Below are 14416 nucleotides of genomic sequence, written 5' to 3'. Positions count from 1 at the left end.
GCCGTAAAGCGCTCGTAACACTTGCCGCACAGTCCCGTCATCGGGTCTGTGAGAAGTTCCGGGTGGGAGGAGGGGTAGGCCGCGCGGCTCCTACGCCCTCACGACCTCACCACGGGTGGCGACCTCTGCAGCAGCCAGATCGGCCAGCGCTGCCGCCGTGCTCTCGGGAGAAACCCCTGCGGTGAGGTCGAGCAGCACCGTCGTGTCGAAGCCCTCCTCGGCGGAGTCGAGGGCGGTCGCGCGCACGCAGTAGTCGGTGGCGATGCCGACCACATGGACCTCCTCGATGGCCCGCTCGCGCAGCCAGTCGGCCAGGCCCACCGTCACGTCCGCCTGCACGGTGTGTCCTTCGAACCCGCTGTAGGCCGCGCTGTGGTGGCCCTTGCGGAATATCGCCTCCACGAACTCGAACGCCGGTTCGGCCGCCGGGTGGAACAGTGCACCGTCGCTGCCCACTCGGCAGTGCACCGGCCAGCTGTCCACGAAGTCAGGGGCCTGGCTGAAGTGCGCGCCAGGGTCGTCGTGCCAGTCGGCGGTGGCGACGATCGCGGCATAGTCGTCGTGGTGGGCGAGCACGTGCTCGCTGATCCGTCGCGCCACCTCGGCGCCCCCCACCACGGCGAGGGAGCCCCCCTCGCAGAAGTCGTTCTGCACGTCGACGATGACCAGCGCGAGGCTCATGCTTCGCACGCTACTGCCACACCAGCAGTCACTCGCCGTCGAGGTACGCCGTCGGGATCGCGGGCTCCCCGCGCTGCAGCTTCCGGGCGGTGGCAGGGAGCTCGGCGCGGGAGGCCGCGTGTCGCGCCCGGGCGGCCTCGAGGTCCAGCACGGCGTCATCGACGACCCGGCCGGCGGTCATCAGCGGCACGAGCAGCACGCGGTCATCCCCGTCGTCGAGCGGGGGCGCTCCGATGCCGACCACCTCTGCCTCGGCGATCCCGCGGGTGTTGCGCCGGCGCAGCGCATACTTGCGGCCGGCGACCGAGGCCTTGTCCTTGCTCCGCTTGGCGACGCCGACCATCGTCCCGGAGTCGTCCTCGCGGGACACGAGCTTGTAGACCATCCCCGCCGTCGGCGCACCCGAGCCGGTGACCAGCGAGGTCCCGACGCCGTAGCGGTCCACTGGCCCGGCGGCCAGTGCCGCGATCGCGTACTCGTCGAGGTCGCTGGTCACGATGATCTGGGTGCCCGCGGCACCGAGACGGTCGAGCTGCTCACGCACCTCGCGCGCCTGGACGAGCAGGTCGCCGGAGTCGAGCCGCACTCCTCCGAGCTCCGGCCCGGCGAGCTCGACGGCGAGGGCGACCGCGGCCGGGACGTCATAGGTGTCGACGAGCAGCGTGGTGCCCTTGCCCAGCGAGGCGATCTGGGCGGCGAACGCCTCCCGTTCGTCGTCGTGCAGCAGGGTGAAGGCGTGCGCCGCGGTGCCGGCGGTCGGCACACCGAAGCGTCGCCCGGCCTCCAGGTTCGACGTGGTCGCAAACCCCGCGATGTAGGCCGCGCGGGCGGCGGCGACCGCAGCCTCCTCGTGGGTGCGGCGAGAGCCCATCTCGATGCACGGCCGGTCTCCCGCAGCCGAGGTCATCCGCGACGCAGCAGACGCGATGGCGCTGTCGTGGTTGAGGATCGACAGCACGAGGGTCTCCAGGACCACCCCGTGCGCGAAGTCCGACTCGACCACGAGCACGGGTGAGCCGGGAAAGAAGCACTCGCCCTCGGCATACCCGACGATGTCACCGTCGAAGCGGTAGTCGGCGAGGAAGTCGAGGGTCGCGGCGTCCACGATCCCGCGCAGCTGCTCCAGCTCGCCCTCGCCGAACCGGAACTGCTCGATCGCGGGGATCAGCCGCCCCGTCCCGGCCACCACGCCGTAGCGGCGTCCCTCGGGCAGGCGCCGGGCGAACACCTCGAACACGCAGCGGCGGGAGGCCGCACCGCTGCGCAGGGCGGCCTCGAGCATCGTGAGCTCGTAGTGGTCCGTGAGCAGCGCCGTGCTGGGTGAACGTGAGGTCACCTCGGCAGCCTAAGGTGGTGGCCGTGCCGCATGCTGTCCACCTGGAGATGTCCGTCGAGATGTCCCTCGAGATGTCCGTCGCGCCCGTCGAGCAGGAGCGTGCCTCCACCGACGAGCGCGCCGAGGTCGACGTCCCGTGGATCACGTTGGTGTGGAACGACCCGGTCAACCTGATGTCGTACGTCACGTTCGTCTTCCAGAGCTACTTCGGCTACTCCAAGTCCAAGGCCGAGCGGCTGATGATGGACGTCCACACCAAGGGCCGCGCCGTCGTCTCCACGGGCGCCCGCGAGCGCATGGAGACCGACACCGAGGCGCTCCAGGGGTATGGGCTGTGGGCCACCTTCCAGAAGGACAGCTGACGTGGCACGTGGGTTCAAGCGGCGCGATGGCCGGTACGTCGCGAAGCTCGACGCGGTCGAACGCGGCCTCGTCGTCGGGCTGATGGAGCAGGTGCTCGAGCTGGTCGAGCCCGAGCAGCCCGTCGAGGGTGTGCCCGGTGCCGCGGACGGCGACGAGTTCGACCAGATCGTGGCCGGGCTGGGTGGCATCGGCATGGGGGTGTCGTTGTCGGCGGCCGACCAGGTGCCCGAGTTGGGCGGTTCGGTGCCGCGGGAGCGCGACCCGGCGCTCGAGCGCATCTTCCCGACCGCCAACCGGGAGGACGACCAGATCGCGGCCGAGTTCCGGCGGCTGACCGAGGACGGCCTCCGAGCGCGCAAGTCGGCGAACCTCACGACGGCCATCCGGGCGCTGTCCGGCATCGAGGACCAGAAGCTCTCGCTCGAGCAGCCACAGGCCCTCGCCCTGCTCATCGCGCTGACCGACGTGCGGCTGGTGCTGGGGGAGCGGCTCGGGCTCCAGCGCGACGACGACTTCGACCTGCTGGAGGAGCAGGTGTCGGGCCTTCCGCCGGACGACCCGGCGGTCTACGCGCTGGCGGTCTACGACTTCCTCACCTGGTTGCAGGAGACCCTCGCCCACGCTCTCACCCCCTGACGCCCGGGCGCCCAGACCGCCGGTGTGACACACCAGACGTCGGGTTGATGGGGTGCAGGGGGAGGGCGGCACCTAGCCTTGACCCGTGGCGGATGCACCCATCGGGATCTTCGACTCGGGCTACGGCGGGCTGACCGTCGCACGCGCCGTGCTCGACCAGCTCCCGCACGAGTCGATCGCCTACTTCGGGGACACCGCCCGGGCGCCCTACGGTCCCCGCCCGATCGCTCAGTCCCGCGAGTTCGCCCTCGAGTGCCTCGACCGCCTGGTCGACCATGGCGTGAAGGCCCTCGTGATCGCCTGCAACACCGCGAGCGCCGCCGTGCTGCACGACGCCCGCGAGCGCTACGACGTGCCCGTGGTCGAGGTGATCCGCCCGGCCGTGCGACGCGCGGCGCGAGCCACCCGCAACCATCGCGTCGGCGTCATCTCCACCCGGGGGACCCACCAGTCCGGCGCCTACGTCGACGCCTTCGCCGCGGCACCTCACCTCGACGTGACCAGCGTCCCGTGCCCACGGTTCGTGGAGTTCGTCGAGTCCGGCGTCACGAGCGGACCGGAGGTCATCGACGTGGCCCGTGGCTACCTCGCCCCGCTGGTCGACGGCGACGTCGACACCCTGGTCCTCGGGTGCACGCACTACCCGCTCCTCACCGGGGCCATCTCGTACGTCATGGGTGACGGCGTGACCCTGGTGTCCTCCGCGGACGAGACGGCCAAGGACGTCTACCGCGTGCTCGCCGACTCCGACTCGCTGCGGCCCGCCCACCTGCCGCCGCCGAGCCACGGGTTCACGACGACCGGGGACGCCGCGGAGTTCACCCGGCTCGCCCGGCGGTTCCTCGGTCCCGAGGTCGGAGCCGACAGCGACGCCGTCTTCGGGAACGCAGTGGTCCGGTCGGTCGCTGCGCCGACCGCCACGGGAGGGGCCCGATGAGGCTCACGGTCGTCGGATGTTCGGGCTCCTTCGCCGGCCCCGACTCGCCCGCCTCCTCCTACCTCGTGCAGGCAGAGCACGCCGGCCGCACCTGGTCGGTCGTCCTCGACCTCGGCAACGGTGCTCTTGGCCCGCTGCAGCGCTTCGTCGACCTGGCCGAGATCGACGCTGTCTACGTCAGCCACCTGCACCCCGACCACTGCGTCGACGTGTGCGGTCTCTATGTCACCCGCAAGTACCGGCCCGGCGGTCGGGTTGAGGGCCAGCTCCCGGTGCATGCCCCCACGGGTGCCGAGGAACGCTTCGCCCTGATGTACCACGGGCTCGAGCACGGGGGGATGAGCTCGGAGTTCGCGGTCCACGAGCTGGCCGACGCCCAGGTGACCCAGGTCGGCCCGTTCACCATCACGGCATTTCGCGTGAACCATCCGGTGGAGGCCTACGGATTCCGCGTCGAGGCCGACGGCGCGGTCCTCGCCTACACCGGTGACACCGACACCTGCGAGGCGCTCACACCGTTGCTGACCGGGGCCGACGTGGCGCTGGTCGACAGCGCCTTCATCGACGGCCGCGACGCCACCGTAGGGGTCCACCTCTCCGGCACCCGCGCGGGTGCCGCCGCGGTGGCCGCGGGTGGGGTGCGGCGACTGATGCTCACCCACATCCCGCCCTGGAACGACCCCGAGGTATGCCGCGCGCAAGCCGCCGCCGTCTGGTCGGGTCCGCTGGACCTCGCCGTGCAGGGCAAGACATACGAGGTCAGCGGCAGCTGATCGCCTAGGCTCTCGTCATGGCCAGAGCGGCAGCCGTTCCCATCGCGCCTGGTGTCTGGCGCATCCCGTTGCTCGGTGACTTCGTCAACGGCTTCATCCTCCGCGACGCCGACGGCCAGGTCACGCTCGTCGACATGGGTATCAAGCAGTCCGGACCCAAGGTGATGGCGGCCCTCACCTCGATCGGCTCCGGACCGTCCGACGTCACCCGGCTGCTGCTCACGCACGCCCACCCCGACCATGCGGGCGGCGCGGCTCACGTGGCTGCGAGGACCGGGCTCGACTTCGGCATCCACGAGGACGACGCCCCCTTCGCGGAGGCTGGTCACACCGCCCAGCGCGACCAGTTGTTCCTGCTCGCGAGGCTCATGACGCGGTTCTTCGGGACCAACGCCTTCCCCGCGGTCACGGTGGGGGAGCGGCTCGTCGACGGCCAGGTGCTCGACGTCGCGGGAGGCCTCGAAGTGGTGCACACACCGGGGCACTCACCCGGCCACGCGGCATACCTGCACCGTGAGTCCGGGGTGCTCATCACCGGTGACTCGATCTTCAACGTGCGCGGGCTGCGGTGGCCGATCAAGTCGTTCTGCACGAACTTCGCGCTGACCCAGAAGACGGCCCACCGGCTGGCCGAGCTCGACTACACGACCGCGGCGTTCACGCACGGTCCGCACCTGGCCGACAACCCGCGAGACCACATCCGGCGCTTCCTCGCCACGCACCCCCTGGTCGACTGAGGGATGCACGCGGACTGACCCTCGGTCAGAGGCGCTCGCGAAGCCAGTCGAGGTCGGCGCGCTGACCGTCGAGGCCGCCGCGGGTCTCGATGACGACCGGGGCGCCCGCTGCCCGGACCACACCGGCCAGCTCGTCGGGGTCGATCAGGCCCTCGCCGAGGTTGGTGTGGCGGTCCGCCCCGGAGTCGAACTCGTCGCGGCTGTCGTTGCAGTGCACGAGGTCGATCCTCCCGGTGATGGCCTTGATCTCGTCGACGGCGGTGGCCAGCGCGATGCCCCCGGCGTGCGCGTGGCAGGTGTCGAGGCAGAAGCCGACGTTGTCGGACCCCTCGGCGCTGCCGATGGCGTCCCAGACCCGGGCGATGCGCTCGAGGGTGCGGGCCATGGCGTTGTCCCCACCGGCGGTGTTCTCGAGGAGCAGCGGGATCTTGAGGTCGGTGGCCTCGATCGCCTTGCGCCAGTTGTCGAAACCCTTGTCGACCTCTTCGGATTTGTCGACGTGGCCGCCGTGGACGATCAGCCCCTTGGCCCCGATCGCGGCGCCGGCGTCGATGAACTGCTGGAGCAGCTTGCGGCTCGGGATGCGGATCCGGTTGTTCGTCGTCGCGACGTTGATGAGGTAGGGCGCATGGACGTAGAGGTCGACGTCCGCTGCCTCGGCGGCGGCACGCAGCGCCTCGGGGCCGCCCTCGAAGTCGTACTCGGGACCCTTGTAGCCCTGCGGGTTGCCCAGGAAGAACTGGCTCAGACCCGCGCCGCGCTCCCGGGCGGCGCTGACCGGGTCTGCCGAGTCGACGTGGGCACCGAGCCGCTGGGCGGGAGAGGTGGTGTCAGCCATGGGTCCAGCCTAGGCCGGGCCACCGACGCCGGGCAGGGCCCCGTTAGCCTTGCGGCGTGACTGACACGAGCCCCACCACCCGCCACGACGGACGTACCCCCGACCAGACCCGCGAGGTGCGCATCACGCGCAACTGGCTGGACCACGCCGAGGGCAGCGTGCTCGTCGAGTTCGGCCGCACGCGGGTGCTGGTGGCGGCGTCGTTCACCGAGGGCGTGCCGCGCTGGCTCAAGGGCAAGGGCACGGGCTGGGTGACCTCGGAGTACGAGATGCTGCCGCGCTCGACCAACACGCGCTCAGACCGCGAGTCGCGCAAGGGCAAGGTCGGCGGTCGCACCCACGAGATCAGCCGGCTCATCGGTCGCAGCCTGCGCGCCATCATCGACACCAAGGCGCTGGGCGAGAACACCATCGTGCTCGACTGCGACGTCCTCCAGGCCGACGGCGGGACGCGCACGGCCTCCATCACGGGGGCCTACGTCGCCCTCGTCGACGCCATCGAGGACGCCCGCGCCAAGGGGCTCATCCGCAAGGATGCCCAGCCCCTCACCGGGTCCATCGCGGCCGTGTCCGTGGGCATCGTCAAGGGTGAGGCGGTCATCGACCTCGACTACCCGGAGGACTCGACCGCCGAGACCGACATGAACGTCGTCATGACCGGCGATGGTCGCTTCGTCGAGGTGCAGGGCACGGCCGAGAACGGCGCGTTCGACCGCGAGATGCTCGACAAGCTGCTCGACAAGGCCACCGTCGGGTGCGCCGACTTGACCCGCAAGCAGCAGGAGGCGCTCGCGACCACACCCCGCGAGCGGCTGCTGTGACCCGCGTCGTCCTCGCCACCCGCAACGACCACAAGGTCGGTGAGCTGCGGGCGATCCTCGCCGACGTGTGTGAGGAGCTCGGCCTCGAGATCGTGGGGGCGTCCGAGTTCGAGGGCGCGCCGGACGTCGTCGAGGACGAGGTGACCTTCGAGGGCAACGCCCGCCTCAAGGCCGTGGCGCTCGCCGCCCACACCGGACTCCCGTCGCTGGCCGACGACTCCGGGCTGGCCGTCGACGTGCTCGGCGGGGCGCCGGGCATCTTCTCGGCGCGCTGGTCGGGTCGACACGGCGACGACCAGGCCAACCTCGAGCTGCTCCTCGCACAGGTCGCCGACGTCAAGGACGAGCACCGTGCGGCAGCGTTCGTCTGCGCGGCGGTGCTGGCCCTGCCCGACGGCACGGTGCGCAGCACCGAGGGGCGTATGCCGGGTGCCTTGGCTCGAGAGCCCAAGGGCGCCAACGGTTTCGGCTACGACCCCGTCCTCGTCGTCGAGGGCGACACGCGTCACGCCGCCGAGCTCAGCCCCGACGAGAAGAACGCGATCTCGCACCGCGGCAAGGCCTTCCGCGCGATGGTCCCGCACCTCCGCGAACTCCTGGGCTGACCCGCGCTGCCCTCGGTGAGTGAGCGCCAACCCACTCATTCCCGCTCGTGGAGAGTCGGTTGGGGCTCACTGAGCGACGCAGCGGCGACCGCTAGGCTGGCGCCCCACGCGCAAGTGGCGGAATTGGCAGACGCGCCAGGTTTAGGTCCTGGTGCCTTCGGGTGTGCGGGTTCAAGTCCCGCCTTGCGCACCAGTCAGGGGCGGCCCAACCGTCGGTGGGGTGTGCCTAGACTCCCAGCATGCGAACCGGCCGGCTCGAGGCGTTCAGCGACGGCGTCCTCGCCATCCTCATCACCATCATGGTGCTCGAGCTCAAGGTCCCCGAGGAGCCGACGTTCGAGGCCCTCCGACCGTCCCTCGTCGGCCTTCTGACCTACTTGCTCAGCTTCATCTACCTCGGCATCTACTGGAACAACCACCACCACATGTTCCAGCTGGTCCGGCACGTGAGCGGGGCCATCCTCTGGGCCAACCTCGGGCTGCTGTTCATGCTCTCGCTCGTGCCGTTCACGACGGCGTGGATGGACGACACCCGGTTGGCCCAGCTGCCGGTCGTCGTCTACGGGGTCAACCTGTTGGGGGCCGCCGTCGCGTACTACGTCCTCCAGCTGGCGGTCTTCCGCCGCGACGGGCCGGACGGCCTCCTGCGCCAGGCGGTCGGCCGCGACCTCAAGGGCAAGCTGAGCCCCGCGGTCTACGTGCTCGGCATCCTCGGGTCGTTGGTGGCACCGTGGCTCGGGGTGCTGGCCTACGTGGCCGTTGCCATCACCTGGCTCGTTCCCGACCGCCGAGCCGAGCGCTTCATCCACGACCACGCCCTGGAGGACTGATCCCGTGCCCGAGCCGGACGACGACGACTTCACCTACCCGCCGGCGCTCGCCGTCGCGTCGTGGCGGCGCGAGGTGCATGCGTTGTATGCCGTGGTGCGCGCCGAGCCTGACCCCGTCACCGCCCACGCGCTGTGGGTCGACGCCCGCTCGCGGCTGTTCCTCGAGCACCCCGCCTCCCCACGCCGTGAGGGTCAGCAGCTGAGGCACGCGCCGTACGACCCGGCATACCGGTTCGTCGTCGAGGTCGAGGAGGTCGACGACCAGGAGCCGTGGGAGTTCCGGTCGGCAACCGACGGGATCGTGCCGTTCGCCGGCGCCGGTCGCGTCACGCTCGAGGGTCTGGGGACACTCGACCTCTGGTGGCTCAACTCCTACGGTGGCGGGCTGTTCCTGCCGGTGCGCGACGGTTCGGCCGGCACCGAGACCTACGGAGCCGGGCGCTACCTGCTCGACACGGTCAAGGGCACCGACCTTGGCCGCGACGACGAGGGGCGTTGGGTGGCCGACCTCAACTTCGCCTACAACCCCTCGTGCGTCTACGACTACCGGTGGGTGTGCCCGCTCGCCCCTTCGGCCAACCGCCTCGAGGCGAGCACCCCTGTGGGGGAGCTGCTCCCCGAGGGCTACTAGGCCACCGTGTTCACCCTCATCGGGGCCGACGGAAAGCCTTGTGCGAGCGAGGTTCCCGGGACGCTCGGTGGCAACCGCCGGGGCAAGCTCTACGGACGCCTCGACTGCCCGTCCGCCTTGCGCGCCATCCGGCAGGGCGGCTACGTCCAGCACCGCGTCTTCTTCGCTGACGAGGCGAGCGCCATCGCCGCGGGCTACCGGCCCTGCGGCACCTGCCTGCGCGCCGAGTACGCCTCCTGGAAGGCGACGCAGCCCTGACCCCCCGAGGTTGCCCTGCCGATCTGGGTGGCGTCCGGGCGCGGCATAGAGTCGACCCGTGAACCACCTTCTGCGCGAGGTGCTCCCGGCCCTCGGCCTCGACGAGGGGTATGCCGCGGCGCACCTCGACGTGGTCGACGGCAGCGGCCTCCCTGCCGCTCTACCGGTGAACACCCTCGCCTGCGGCTCCGTTGCCGCGGCCGGTCTCGCCGGTGCCGCGCTGCGCGGCCTGGACCGGGTGCAGGTCGACCCGCGCCAGGTGTCGGTGTCGTTCCGGAACGACCAGGTGCAGACCGTGGACGGCGTGCACGAGCCCGGCTTCGCGCCGCTGTCAGGGTTCTTCGAGGCGGGGGACGGCTGGGTCCGCACCCACGCCAACTATCCCCATCACCGGGTGCGGTTGCTGCGGGCCCTGGGTCTGGCCGAGGAAACGACCCGCGAGGATGCAGCCGGGGCCATCGCCGAGCGGTCGGCCCAGGAGGTCGAGGACGTCGTCACGGCCGACCACGGCATCGCGGTGCGAGTGCGGTCGGTGGGCGAGTGGATGGCCTCCGATCAGGGCGGCGCCGTGGCCAGTCACGACGTGCTCTCGGTGAGGACCATTTCGGACGGGGGTCCCTCAGGAGTCTCTTCGGCGGCCCCCGTCCCCGTGCCCGAGCGCCCGCGGGTCCTCGACCTCACCCGGGTGCTCGCCGGGCCGGTCGCCACGCGGACCCTGGCATTCCTCGGCTGTGACGTGCTGCGGGTCGACAGCCCGAACCTGCCCGAGCTGGAGGCCCTCCACCTCGACACGGACGCGGGCAAGCGCTCGACGCTGGTCGACCTGCACGACGAGCATGCCCGACACCGGCTCCACGACCTGCTGGCCGAGGCCGACGTGCTGGTGACCGGCTACCGGCCCGGTGCGCTCGCGGCCTACGGGCTGGACCCGGACCACCTCGCCGAGCAGCACCCCCAGCTGGTCTGCGCAACCCTGACGGCCTGGACCCCGACCGGCCCCTGGGGCAGGCGTCGGGGGTTCGACAGCATCGTCCAGGCCGCCACCGGGATCTCGCTCATCGAGTCGCGTGAGGGGGCGACGCCCGGAGCACTGCCCGCGCAGGCGCTGGACCACGCGACCGGCTACCTCCTCGCAGCCGGCGTGTTGGCCGCCCTGCGTCGACGGGCCACCGAGGGCGGCACCTGGCGGGTCGAGGCACACCTGGCCCGAACGGCCCACTGGCTGCTCCAGACAGATGCGCTCGACGCGCCAGCCGCGGCGATCGACGACCCGAGTCCCTGGCTGGTCGAGTCCGACACGGCTTACGGTCGTGTCGCCCAGTCGCGCCCGGCTTTCGGAGTCGATCACGCCCCCAGGGAATTCGCGTCGGTGGGGCGCCGATGGGGTAGTGACCCAGCCGTCTGGGACCCGGCCGACCGCGTGTCCTGACTAGGGCGCCGCCATCGTCCGCGGGTCGAAGCCGAACGGCAGCTCGAGCCGGTGGGCAGTCATGAGGGCGTCGTCGGTGAGGACGTCCCGCGTGGGCCCGTCGGCAACAACGACCCCATCGGACAGCACGACCGACCGCGGACACAGCTCGTAGGCGTAGGGCAGGTCGTGGGTGACCATCAGCACCGTGACGTCGAGGGAGCGGACGATGTCGGCGAGCTCGCGCCGCGACGCGGGGTCGAGGTTCGACGACGGCTCGTCGAGGACGAGGATCTCGGGCTCCATCGCCAGAACGGTGGCGACCGCCACGCGACGACGCTGCCCGAACGACAGGTGGTGTGGCGGACGGTCGATGAAGTCGACCATCCCCACGCGGTCGAGGGCCGCGAGCACCCGCGCCTCGAGGGCGGCCCCGCGCAGCCCGAGGTTGGCGGGTCCGAACTCCACGTCGGCGCGCACCGACGGCATGAAGAGCTGGTCGTCGGGGTCCTGGAAGACCACCCCCACCCGGCGCCGGACCTCCTGCAGGTTCTCCTTGGTGACCGGCATCCCGGACACGGCAACGGTGCCGGCGCCGGCGGTCAGGATGCCGTTGAGGTGCAGCACCAAGGTGGTCTTGCCGGCGCCGTTGGGCCCGAGCAGGGCGACGCGTTCGCGTTGGTGCACATGGAGGTTCACGCCGAACAGCGCCTGGTGGCCGTCGGGGTAGGCGTAGGCCAGGCCCTGGACGTCGAGGACGGGAGTGGTCACGCGGCCACCACCAAGAGCAGGGTGGCCAGCGCCACAGCAGGGAGTATGCCGGCCACGCGCCACTGCTCGGCCGTGGCCGTCGCAGGGTGCGTCACGGGCAGCGTGCCGTTGTAGCCGCGCGAGAGCATCGCGAGGTGGACGCGCTCGCCGCGTTCGTAGGAGCGGATGAACAGTGCCCCCGCCGTCGTCGCCAGCACCGGCCAGGCGCGGACCGAGCGGGCCTGGAAGCCGCGCGACTCCCGCGCGACCTTCATCCGTGCCAGCTCGCCGGTGACGACTTCGAGGTAGCGGACCATGAAGCCCATGATCTGCACGAGCTGGTGGGGCAGGCGCAGTCGTTCGAGCCCGGCCACGACGTGCCGCGGTTCCGTGGTGGTCGCGAGCACGAGTGAGGCCATGACGCCGAGGGTGCCCTTGGCCAGCAGTGCCCACCCGCCGATCAACCCCTGCTCGGACAGGTGGAGTGGGCCCACGGCGACCCGGGGCCCGGTCGCGACGAACGGCATCAGCAGGGCGAAGACCACGAAGGGCACCTCGACGACCATTCGCCTGACGTAGTAGCCGAAGGGAACGCGGGAGACGTGCTGGGCGAGGAGGACGAGCAGGAGGTACACGGCATACGCGGCGAACGCGGTGCGCGGGGTGAGGACGACGGTGAGGACGAAACCCAGGAGCGCCAGCAGCTTGAGGTGCGCCGGGAGGCGGTGGACGGGGGAGTGCCCGTGGAAGTGCAGGTGGTGACCGTGCCCCGCGCCCACGTCAGTTGTCGCCGTCGGTGGACGCGTCGCGGGAGGGCGCGCGGACCGGGTCGCCTTCGCCTCGACGGCGGACGGCGAGGAAGAGGCCTCCGGCGATGACGAAGACGAGGGCGCCGCCGACGATGCCTGCCACGCCGCCGGAGACGCGGGCGTTGTCGATGCCGCGGGTCGAGTACCCGGCAAAGGGGGAGCCGTCGCTGGCGTGGGAACGCGCCGAGCCGAGGAAACCCTGCTCTCCAGCCACGAACACGAGTCCGTCCGGGCTGCTGGAGGCGTAGTAGGAGACGACTCCCGCCAGGAAGAGGCAGACGAGGATGCCGACGACCATGAGGCGCTTGGTGGAGACGCGCGGCCGGGGGGTGCTCATGCCGCCACTCCGTCGCGGATGGTCAGGGTGCGGGTCTCGAGGCTGGGCCGGGCTCCGTGGACGAGGTCGGGCCGGACGGCGACGATGCTGAAGACGGCCAGCCCGGTGATGACCGCCTCGCCGACCCCTATGAGGGTGTGCACGCCCACCATCGCCGTGGCCACCGTCGAGAACGGCACGTCGACCGTGCCGCCCAGCTCGAAGAGCAGCGAGAACGCGAAGGCGGCCGTCGGCACCGAGACCAGGGCCGCTGCTGCCGCGGCCGGCACGACCATCAGCGGGCGCTTCGGCAGCACCTGGCGCAGGACGACGAAGACCAGCCAGCCCACCCAGACGCCGACCAGGCCCATGAGGGTGATGTTGGTGCCGAGCGCAGTGATCCCGCCGTCGGCCATCAGGGTCGCCTGGACCAGGAGCACCACGGTGATCGACAGGGTGGCCGTGCAGGGCCCGACCAGGACCGCGGCCAGTGCACCGCCCAGCAGGTGGCCGGAGGTGCCGGCGGCGATGGGGAAGTTGAGCATCTGCGTGCAGAAGATGAAGAGCGCGACGAGGCCGGCCAGAGGTGCCGTGCGGTCGTCGAGCTCACGGCGCGCACCGCGCAGCGCCAGCGCCACCCCGGCGACCGCGACGACGGCAGTGCCCACCGACGTCGGTGCGTCGAGGAATCCGTCGGGCACGTGCACGGTCGCTCCTGTCTCGAGGCCCTTGTGGTGCGGGGCCCGTCGTCCTGTGGATGTCGTCCTGAGGTGGCGGTTGCCCGGCTGGGATAGGTTGGGAACCGCTGGTGGAACCACGTTATTGCAACTTACTCGCAATAACCCTATCCGATCGACGAGGAGCAGACAGCAGTGGCCGAGCGACTGACCGCAGGTGAGACCGCCCCCGACTTCACCCTGCCCGACGACCAGGGCGGCGAGGTCTCGCTGTCCGACCTTCGTGGCAAGAAGGTCATCGTGTACTTCTACCCCGCCGCGATGACCCCGGGATGCACCACGCAGGCCTGCGACTTCAGCGACAACATCAACACCCTCCACCGTGAGGGCTACGAGGTGCTCGGCATCTCGGCCGACAAGCCCGAGAAGCTGGCCAAGTTCCGCGAGCACGACGGCCTCACCATCCGGCTGCTGTCCGACGCGGACCGGTCCGTGATGAACTCCTACGGAGCCTTCGGCGAGAAGAAGCTCTACGGCAAGACCGTCGAGGGCGTCATCCGCAGCACCGTCGTCGTCGACGAGGCCGGCAAGGTCTCCCACGCTTGGTACAACGTCAAGGCCACCGGTCACGTCGCCAAGCTGCGCCGCGACCTCGGCCTCGGCTGACCCGTTCTGCCCGCCTGAACCGCAAGGAGCCCGCATGAGCGAGAACTCGAGCAAGCCGTCGGCCGACAGCGGCAAGTCCGTCGACCAGATCGAGGCCGACATCGCCGCCGCGCGGGAGCGCCTCGCGGGCACCGTGGACGAGCTGCACACCCGCACGGCCCCGCAGGAGATCGCCCGACGGCAGGTCCAGTCGCTCAAGACCAGGTTCACCGAGGCCACCCGCACCGAGTCCGGCGACCTTCGCACGGAACGCATCGCCGCGCTGGCTGCCGCCGCCGTCGCGCTGATCGGCCTGGGAGCGGCGCGCCGCCGTCACCGCTGAGCCCAGCAGTGGTGAGGTATGC

20 protein-coding genes and 1 tRNA gene are annotated in these 14416 nt (G+C 71.0%); 14 read left to right on the top strand and 7 right to left on the bottom strand.

Annotated features, from left to right (window positions below; genetic code table 11):
* Nucleotides 1-90: 90 nt before the first annotated feature.
* The gene (locus AC1DS4_RS04505; protein WP_477615209.1) at nucleotides 91-681 is read right to left on the bottom strand and encodes an isochorismatase family protein; all 591 of its coding nucleotides are present in this window, start codon (nucleotides 679-681) and stop codon (nucleotides 91-93) included.
* Between the two features lie 28 nt (nucleotides 682-709).
* Nucleotides 710-2017, bottom strand: a complete 1308-nt coding sequence (locus AC1DS4_RS04500) for a nicotinate phosphoribosyltransferase (protein WP_477615210.1) — start codon at nucleotides 2015-2017, stop codon at nucleotides 710-712.
* Nucleotides 2018-2088: 71 nt separating this feature from the next.
* Between AC1DS4_RS04500 and clpS the strand changes: the two genes are divergently transcribed.
* The 5 genes from clpS (at nucleotide 2089) to AC1DS4_RS04475 (ending at nucleotide 5463) form a co-directional block, all read left to right on the top strand.
* A complete protein-coding gene (gene clpS, locus AC1DS4_RS04495) occupies nucleotides 2089-2379 on the top strand; it encodes an ATP-dependent Clp protease adapter ClpS (protein WP_477615312.1) in 291 nt (96 codons plus the stop codon).
* 1 nt (nucleotide 2380) lies between these two features.
* Nucleotides 2381-3016 (top strand): DUF2017 domain-containing protein, encoded by a 636-nt coding sequence (locus tag AC1DS4_RS04490; RefSeq protein ID WP_477632582.1) that lies wholly within the window; start codon nucleotides 2381-2383, stop codon nucleotides 3014-3016.
* A gap of 85 nt (nucleotides 3017-3101) precedes the next feature.
* On the top strand, nucleotides 3102-3953 hold the full coding sequence (murI, locus tag AC1DS4_RS04485; protein WP_477615212.1) for a glutamate racemase: 852 nt from the start codon (nucleotides 3102-3104) through the stop codon (nucleotides 3951-3953).
* A complete protein-coding gene (locus AC1DS4_RS04480) occupies nucleotides 3950-4726 on the top strand; it encodes an MBL fold metallo-hydrolase (protein ID WP_477632583.1) in 777 nt (258 codons plus the stop codon). Before murI ends, AC1DS4_RS04480 begins: the two co-directional genes overlap by 4 nt.
* Before the next feature lie 17 nt (nucleotides 4727-4743).
* The gene (locus tag AC1DS4_RS04475; RefSeq protein WP_477632584.1) at nucleotides 4744-5463 is read left to right on the top strand and encodes an MBL fold metallo-hydrolase; all 720 of its coding nucleotides are present in this window, start codon (nucleotides 4744-4746) and stop codon (nucleotides 5461-5463) included.
* A 25-nt stretch (nucleotides 5464-5488) separates the two neighbouring features.
* On the opposite strand, the gene AC1DS4_RS04470 is transcribed toward AC1DS4_RS04475, so the two are convergent.
* Nucleotides 5489-6301: a deoxyribonuclease IV gene (locus AC1DS4_RS04470; protein ID WP_477615215.1), complete on the bottom strand. Its 813-nt coding sequence runs from the start codon at nucleotides 6299-6301 to the stop codon at nucleotides 5489-5491.
* A gap of 56 nt (nucleotides 6302-6357) precedes the next feature.
* Here AC1DS4_RS04470 and rph point away from each other — a divergent pair, with 56 nt between their 5' ends.
* The 7 genes from rph (at nucleotide 6358) to AC1DS4_RS04435 (ending at nucleotide 10875) form a co-directional block, all read left to right on the top strand.
* Entirely contained in the window at nucleotides 6358-7122 is a 765-nt protein-coding gene (gene rph / locus AC1DS4_RS04465) for a ribonuclease PH (protein WP_477632585.1), read from the top strand.
* A complete protein-coding gene (rdgB, locus tag AC1DS4_RS04460) occupies nucleotides 7119-7727 on the top strand; it encodes an RdgB/HAM1 family non-canonical purine NTP pyrophosphatase (RefSeq protein ID WP_477632586.1) in 609 nt (202 codons plus the stop codon). The genes rph and rdgB overlap by 4 nt, the downstream gene beginning before the upstream one ends.
* Nucleotides 7728-7835: 108 nt before the next feature.
* A tRNA-Leu gene (locus AC1DS4_RS04455) sits at nucleotides 7836-7920 on the top strand.
* Nucleotides 7921-7966: 46 nt separating this feature from the next.
* The gene (locus AC1DS4_RS04450) at nucleotides 7967-8557 is read left to right on the top strand and encodes a TMEM175 family protein (RefSeq protein WP_477615218.1); all 591 of its coding nucleotides are present in this window, start codon (nucleotides 7967-7969) and stop codon (nucleotides 8555-8557) included.
* A gap of 4 nt (nucleotides 8558-8561) precedes the next feature.
* Nucleotides 8562-9188, top strand: a complete 627-nt coding sequence (locus AC1DS4_RS04445; RefSeq protein ID WP_477624387.1) for a DUF1684 domain-containing protein — start codon at nucleotides 8562-8564, stop codon at nucleotides 9186-9188.
* A gap of 6 nt (nucleotides 9189-9194) precedes the next feature.
* Complete coding sequence (locus AC1DS4_RS04440) at nucleotides 9195-9446, top strand: Ada metal-binding domain-containing protein (RefSeq protein WP_477624388.1); 252 nt, start codon at nucleotides 9195-9197, stop codon at nucleotides 9444-9446.
* A 58-nt stretch (nucleotides 9447-9504) separates the two neighbouring features.
* Nucleotides 9505-10875, top strand: coding sequence for a CoA transferase (locus AC1DS4_RS04435; RefSeq protein ID WP_477632587.1), 1371 nt, complete (start codon nucleotides 9505-9507; stop codon nucleotides 10873-10875).
* Here AC1DS4_RS04435 and AC1DS4_RS04430 read toward each other — a convergent pair whose 3' ends face one another.
* The 4 genes from AC1DS4_RS04430 to AC1DS4_RS04415 are packed head-to-tail and all read right to left on the bottom strand — an operon-like array spanning nucleotide 10876 to nucleotide 13436.
* Nucleotides 10876-11625, bottom strand: coding sequence for an energy-coupling factor ABC transporter ATP-binding protein (locus AC1DS4_RS04430; RefSeq protein WP_477624390.1), 750 nt, complete (start codon nucleotides 11623-11625; stop codon nucleotides 10876-10878).
* Nucleotides 11622-12383: a cobalt ECF transporter T component CbiQ gene (gene cbiQ, locus AC1DS4_RS04425; RefSeq protein WP_477632588.1), complete on the bottom strand. Its 762-nt coding sequence runs from the start codon at nucleotides 12381-12383 to the stop codon at nucleotides 11622-11624. The genes AC1DS4_RS04430 and cbiQ overlap by 4 nt, the downstream gene beginning before the upstream one ends.
* Nucleotide 12384: 1 nt before the next feature.
* Nucleotides 12385-12750 (bottom strand): PDGLE domain-containing protein, encoded by a 366-nt coding sequence (locus tag AC1DS4_RS04420; RefSeq protein WP_477615224.1) that lies wholly within the window; start codon nucleotides 12748-12750, stop codon nucleotides 12385-12387.
* On the bottom strand, nucleotides 12747-13436 hold the full coding sequence (locus AC1DS4_RS04415; RefSeq protein WP_477632589.1) for an energy-coupling factor ABC transporter permease: 690 nt from the start codon (nucleotides 13434-13436) through the stop codon (nucleotides 12747-12749). The genes AC1DS4_RS04420 and AC1DS4_RS04415 overlap by 4 nt, the downstream gene beginning before the upstream one ends.
* 165 nt (nucleotides 13437-13601) lie before the next feature.
* Between AC1DS4_RS04415 and bcp the strand changes: the two genes are divergently transcribed.
* Nucleotides 13602-14072, top strand: a complete 471-nt coding sequence (gene bcp / locus AC1DS4_RS04410) for a thioredoxin-dependent thiol peroxidase (protein ID WP_477632590.1) — start codon at nucleotides 13602-13604, stop codon at nucleotides 14070-14072.
* Between the two features lie 34 nt (nucleotides 14073-14106).
* Complete coding sequence (locus AC1DS4_RS04405; RefSeq protein WP_477615227.1) at nucleotides 14107-14394, top strand: DUF3618 domain-containing protein; 288 nt, start codon at nucleotides 14107-14109, stop codon at nucleotides 14392-14394.
* Nucleotides 14395-14416: the final 22 nt, after the last annotated feature.

Source organism: Pedococcus sp. P3_C7, from assembly GCF_056402615.1.
The sequence above is the reverse complement of the archived record's forward strand: the minus strand, read 5'-3'. Positions and strand labels throughout refer to the sequence as shown.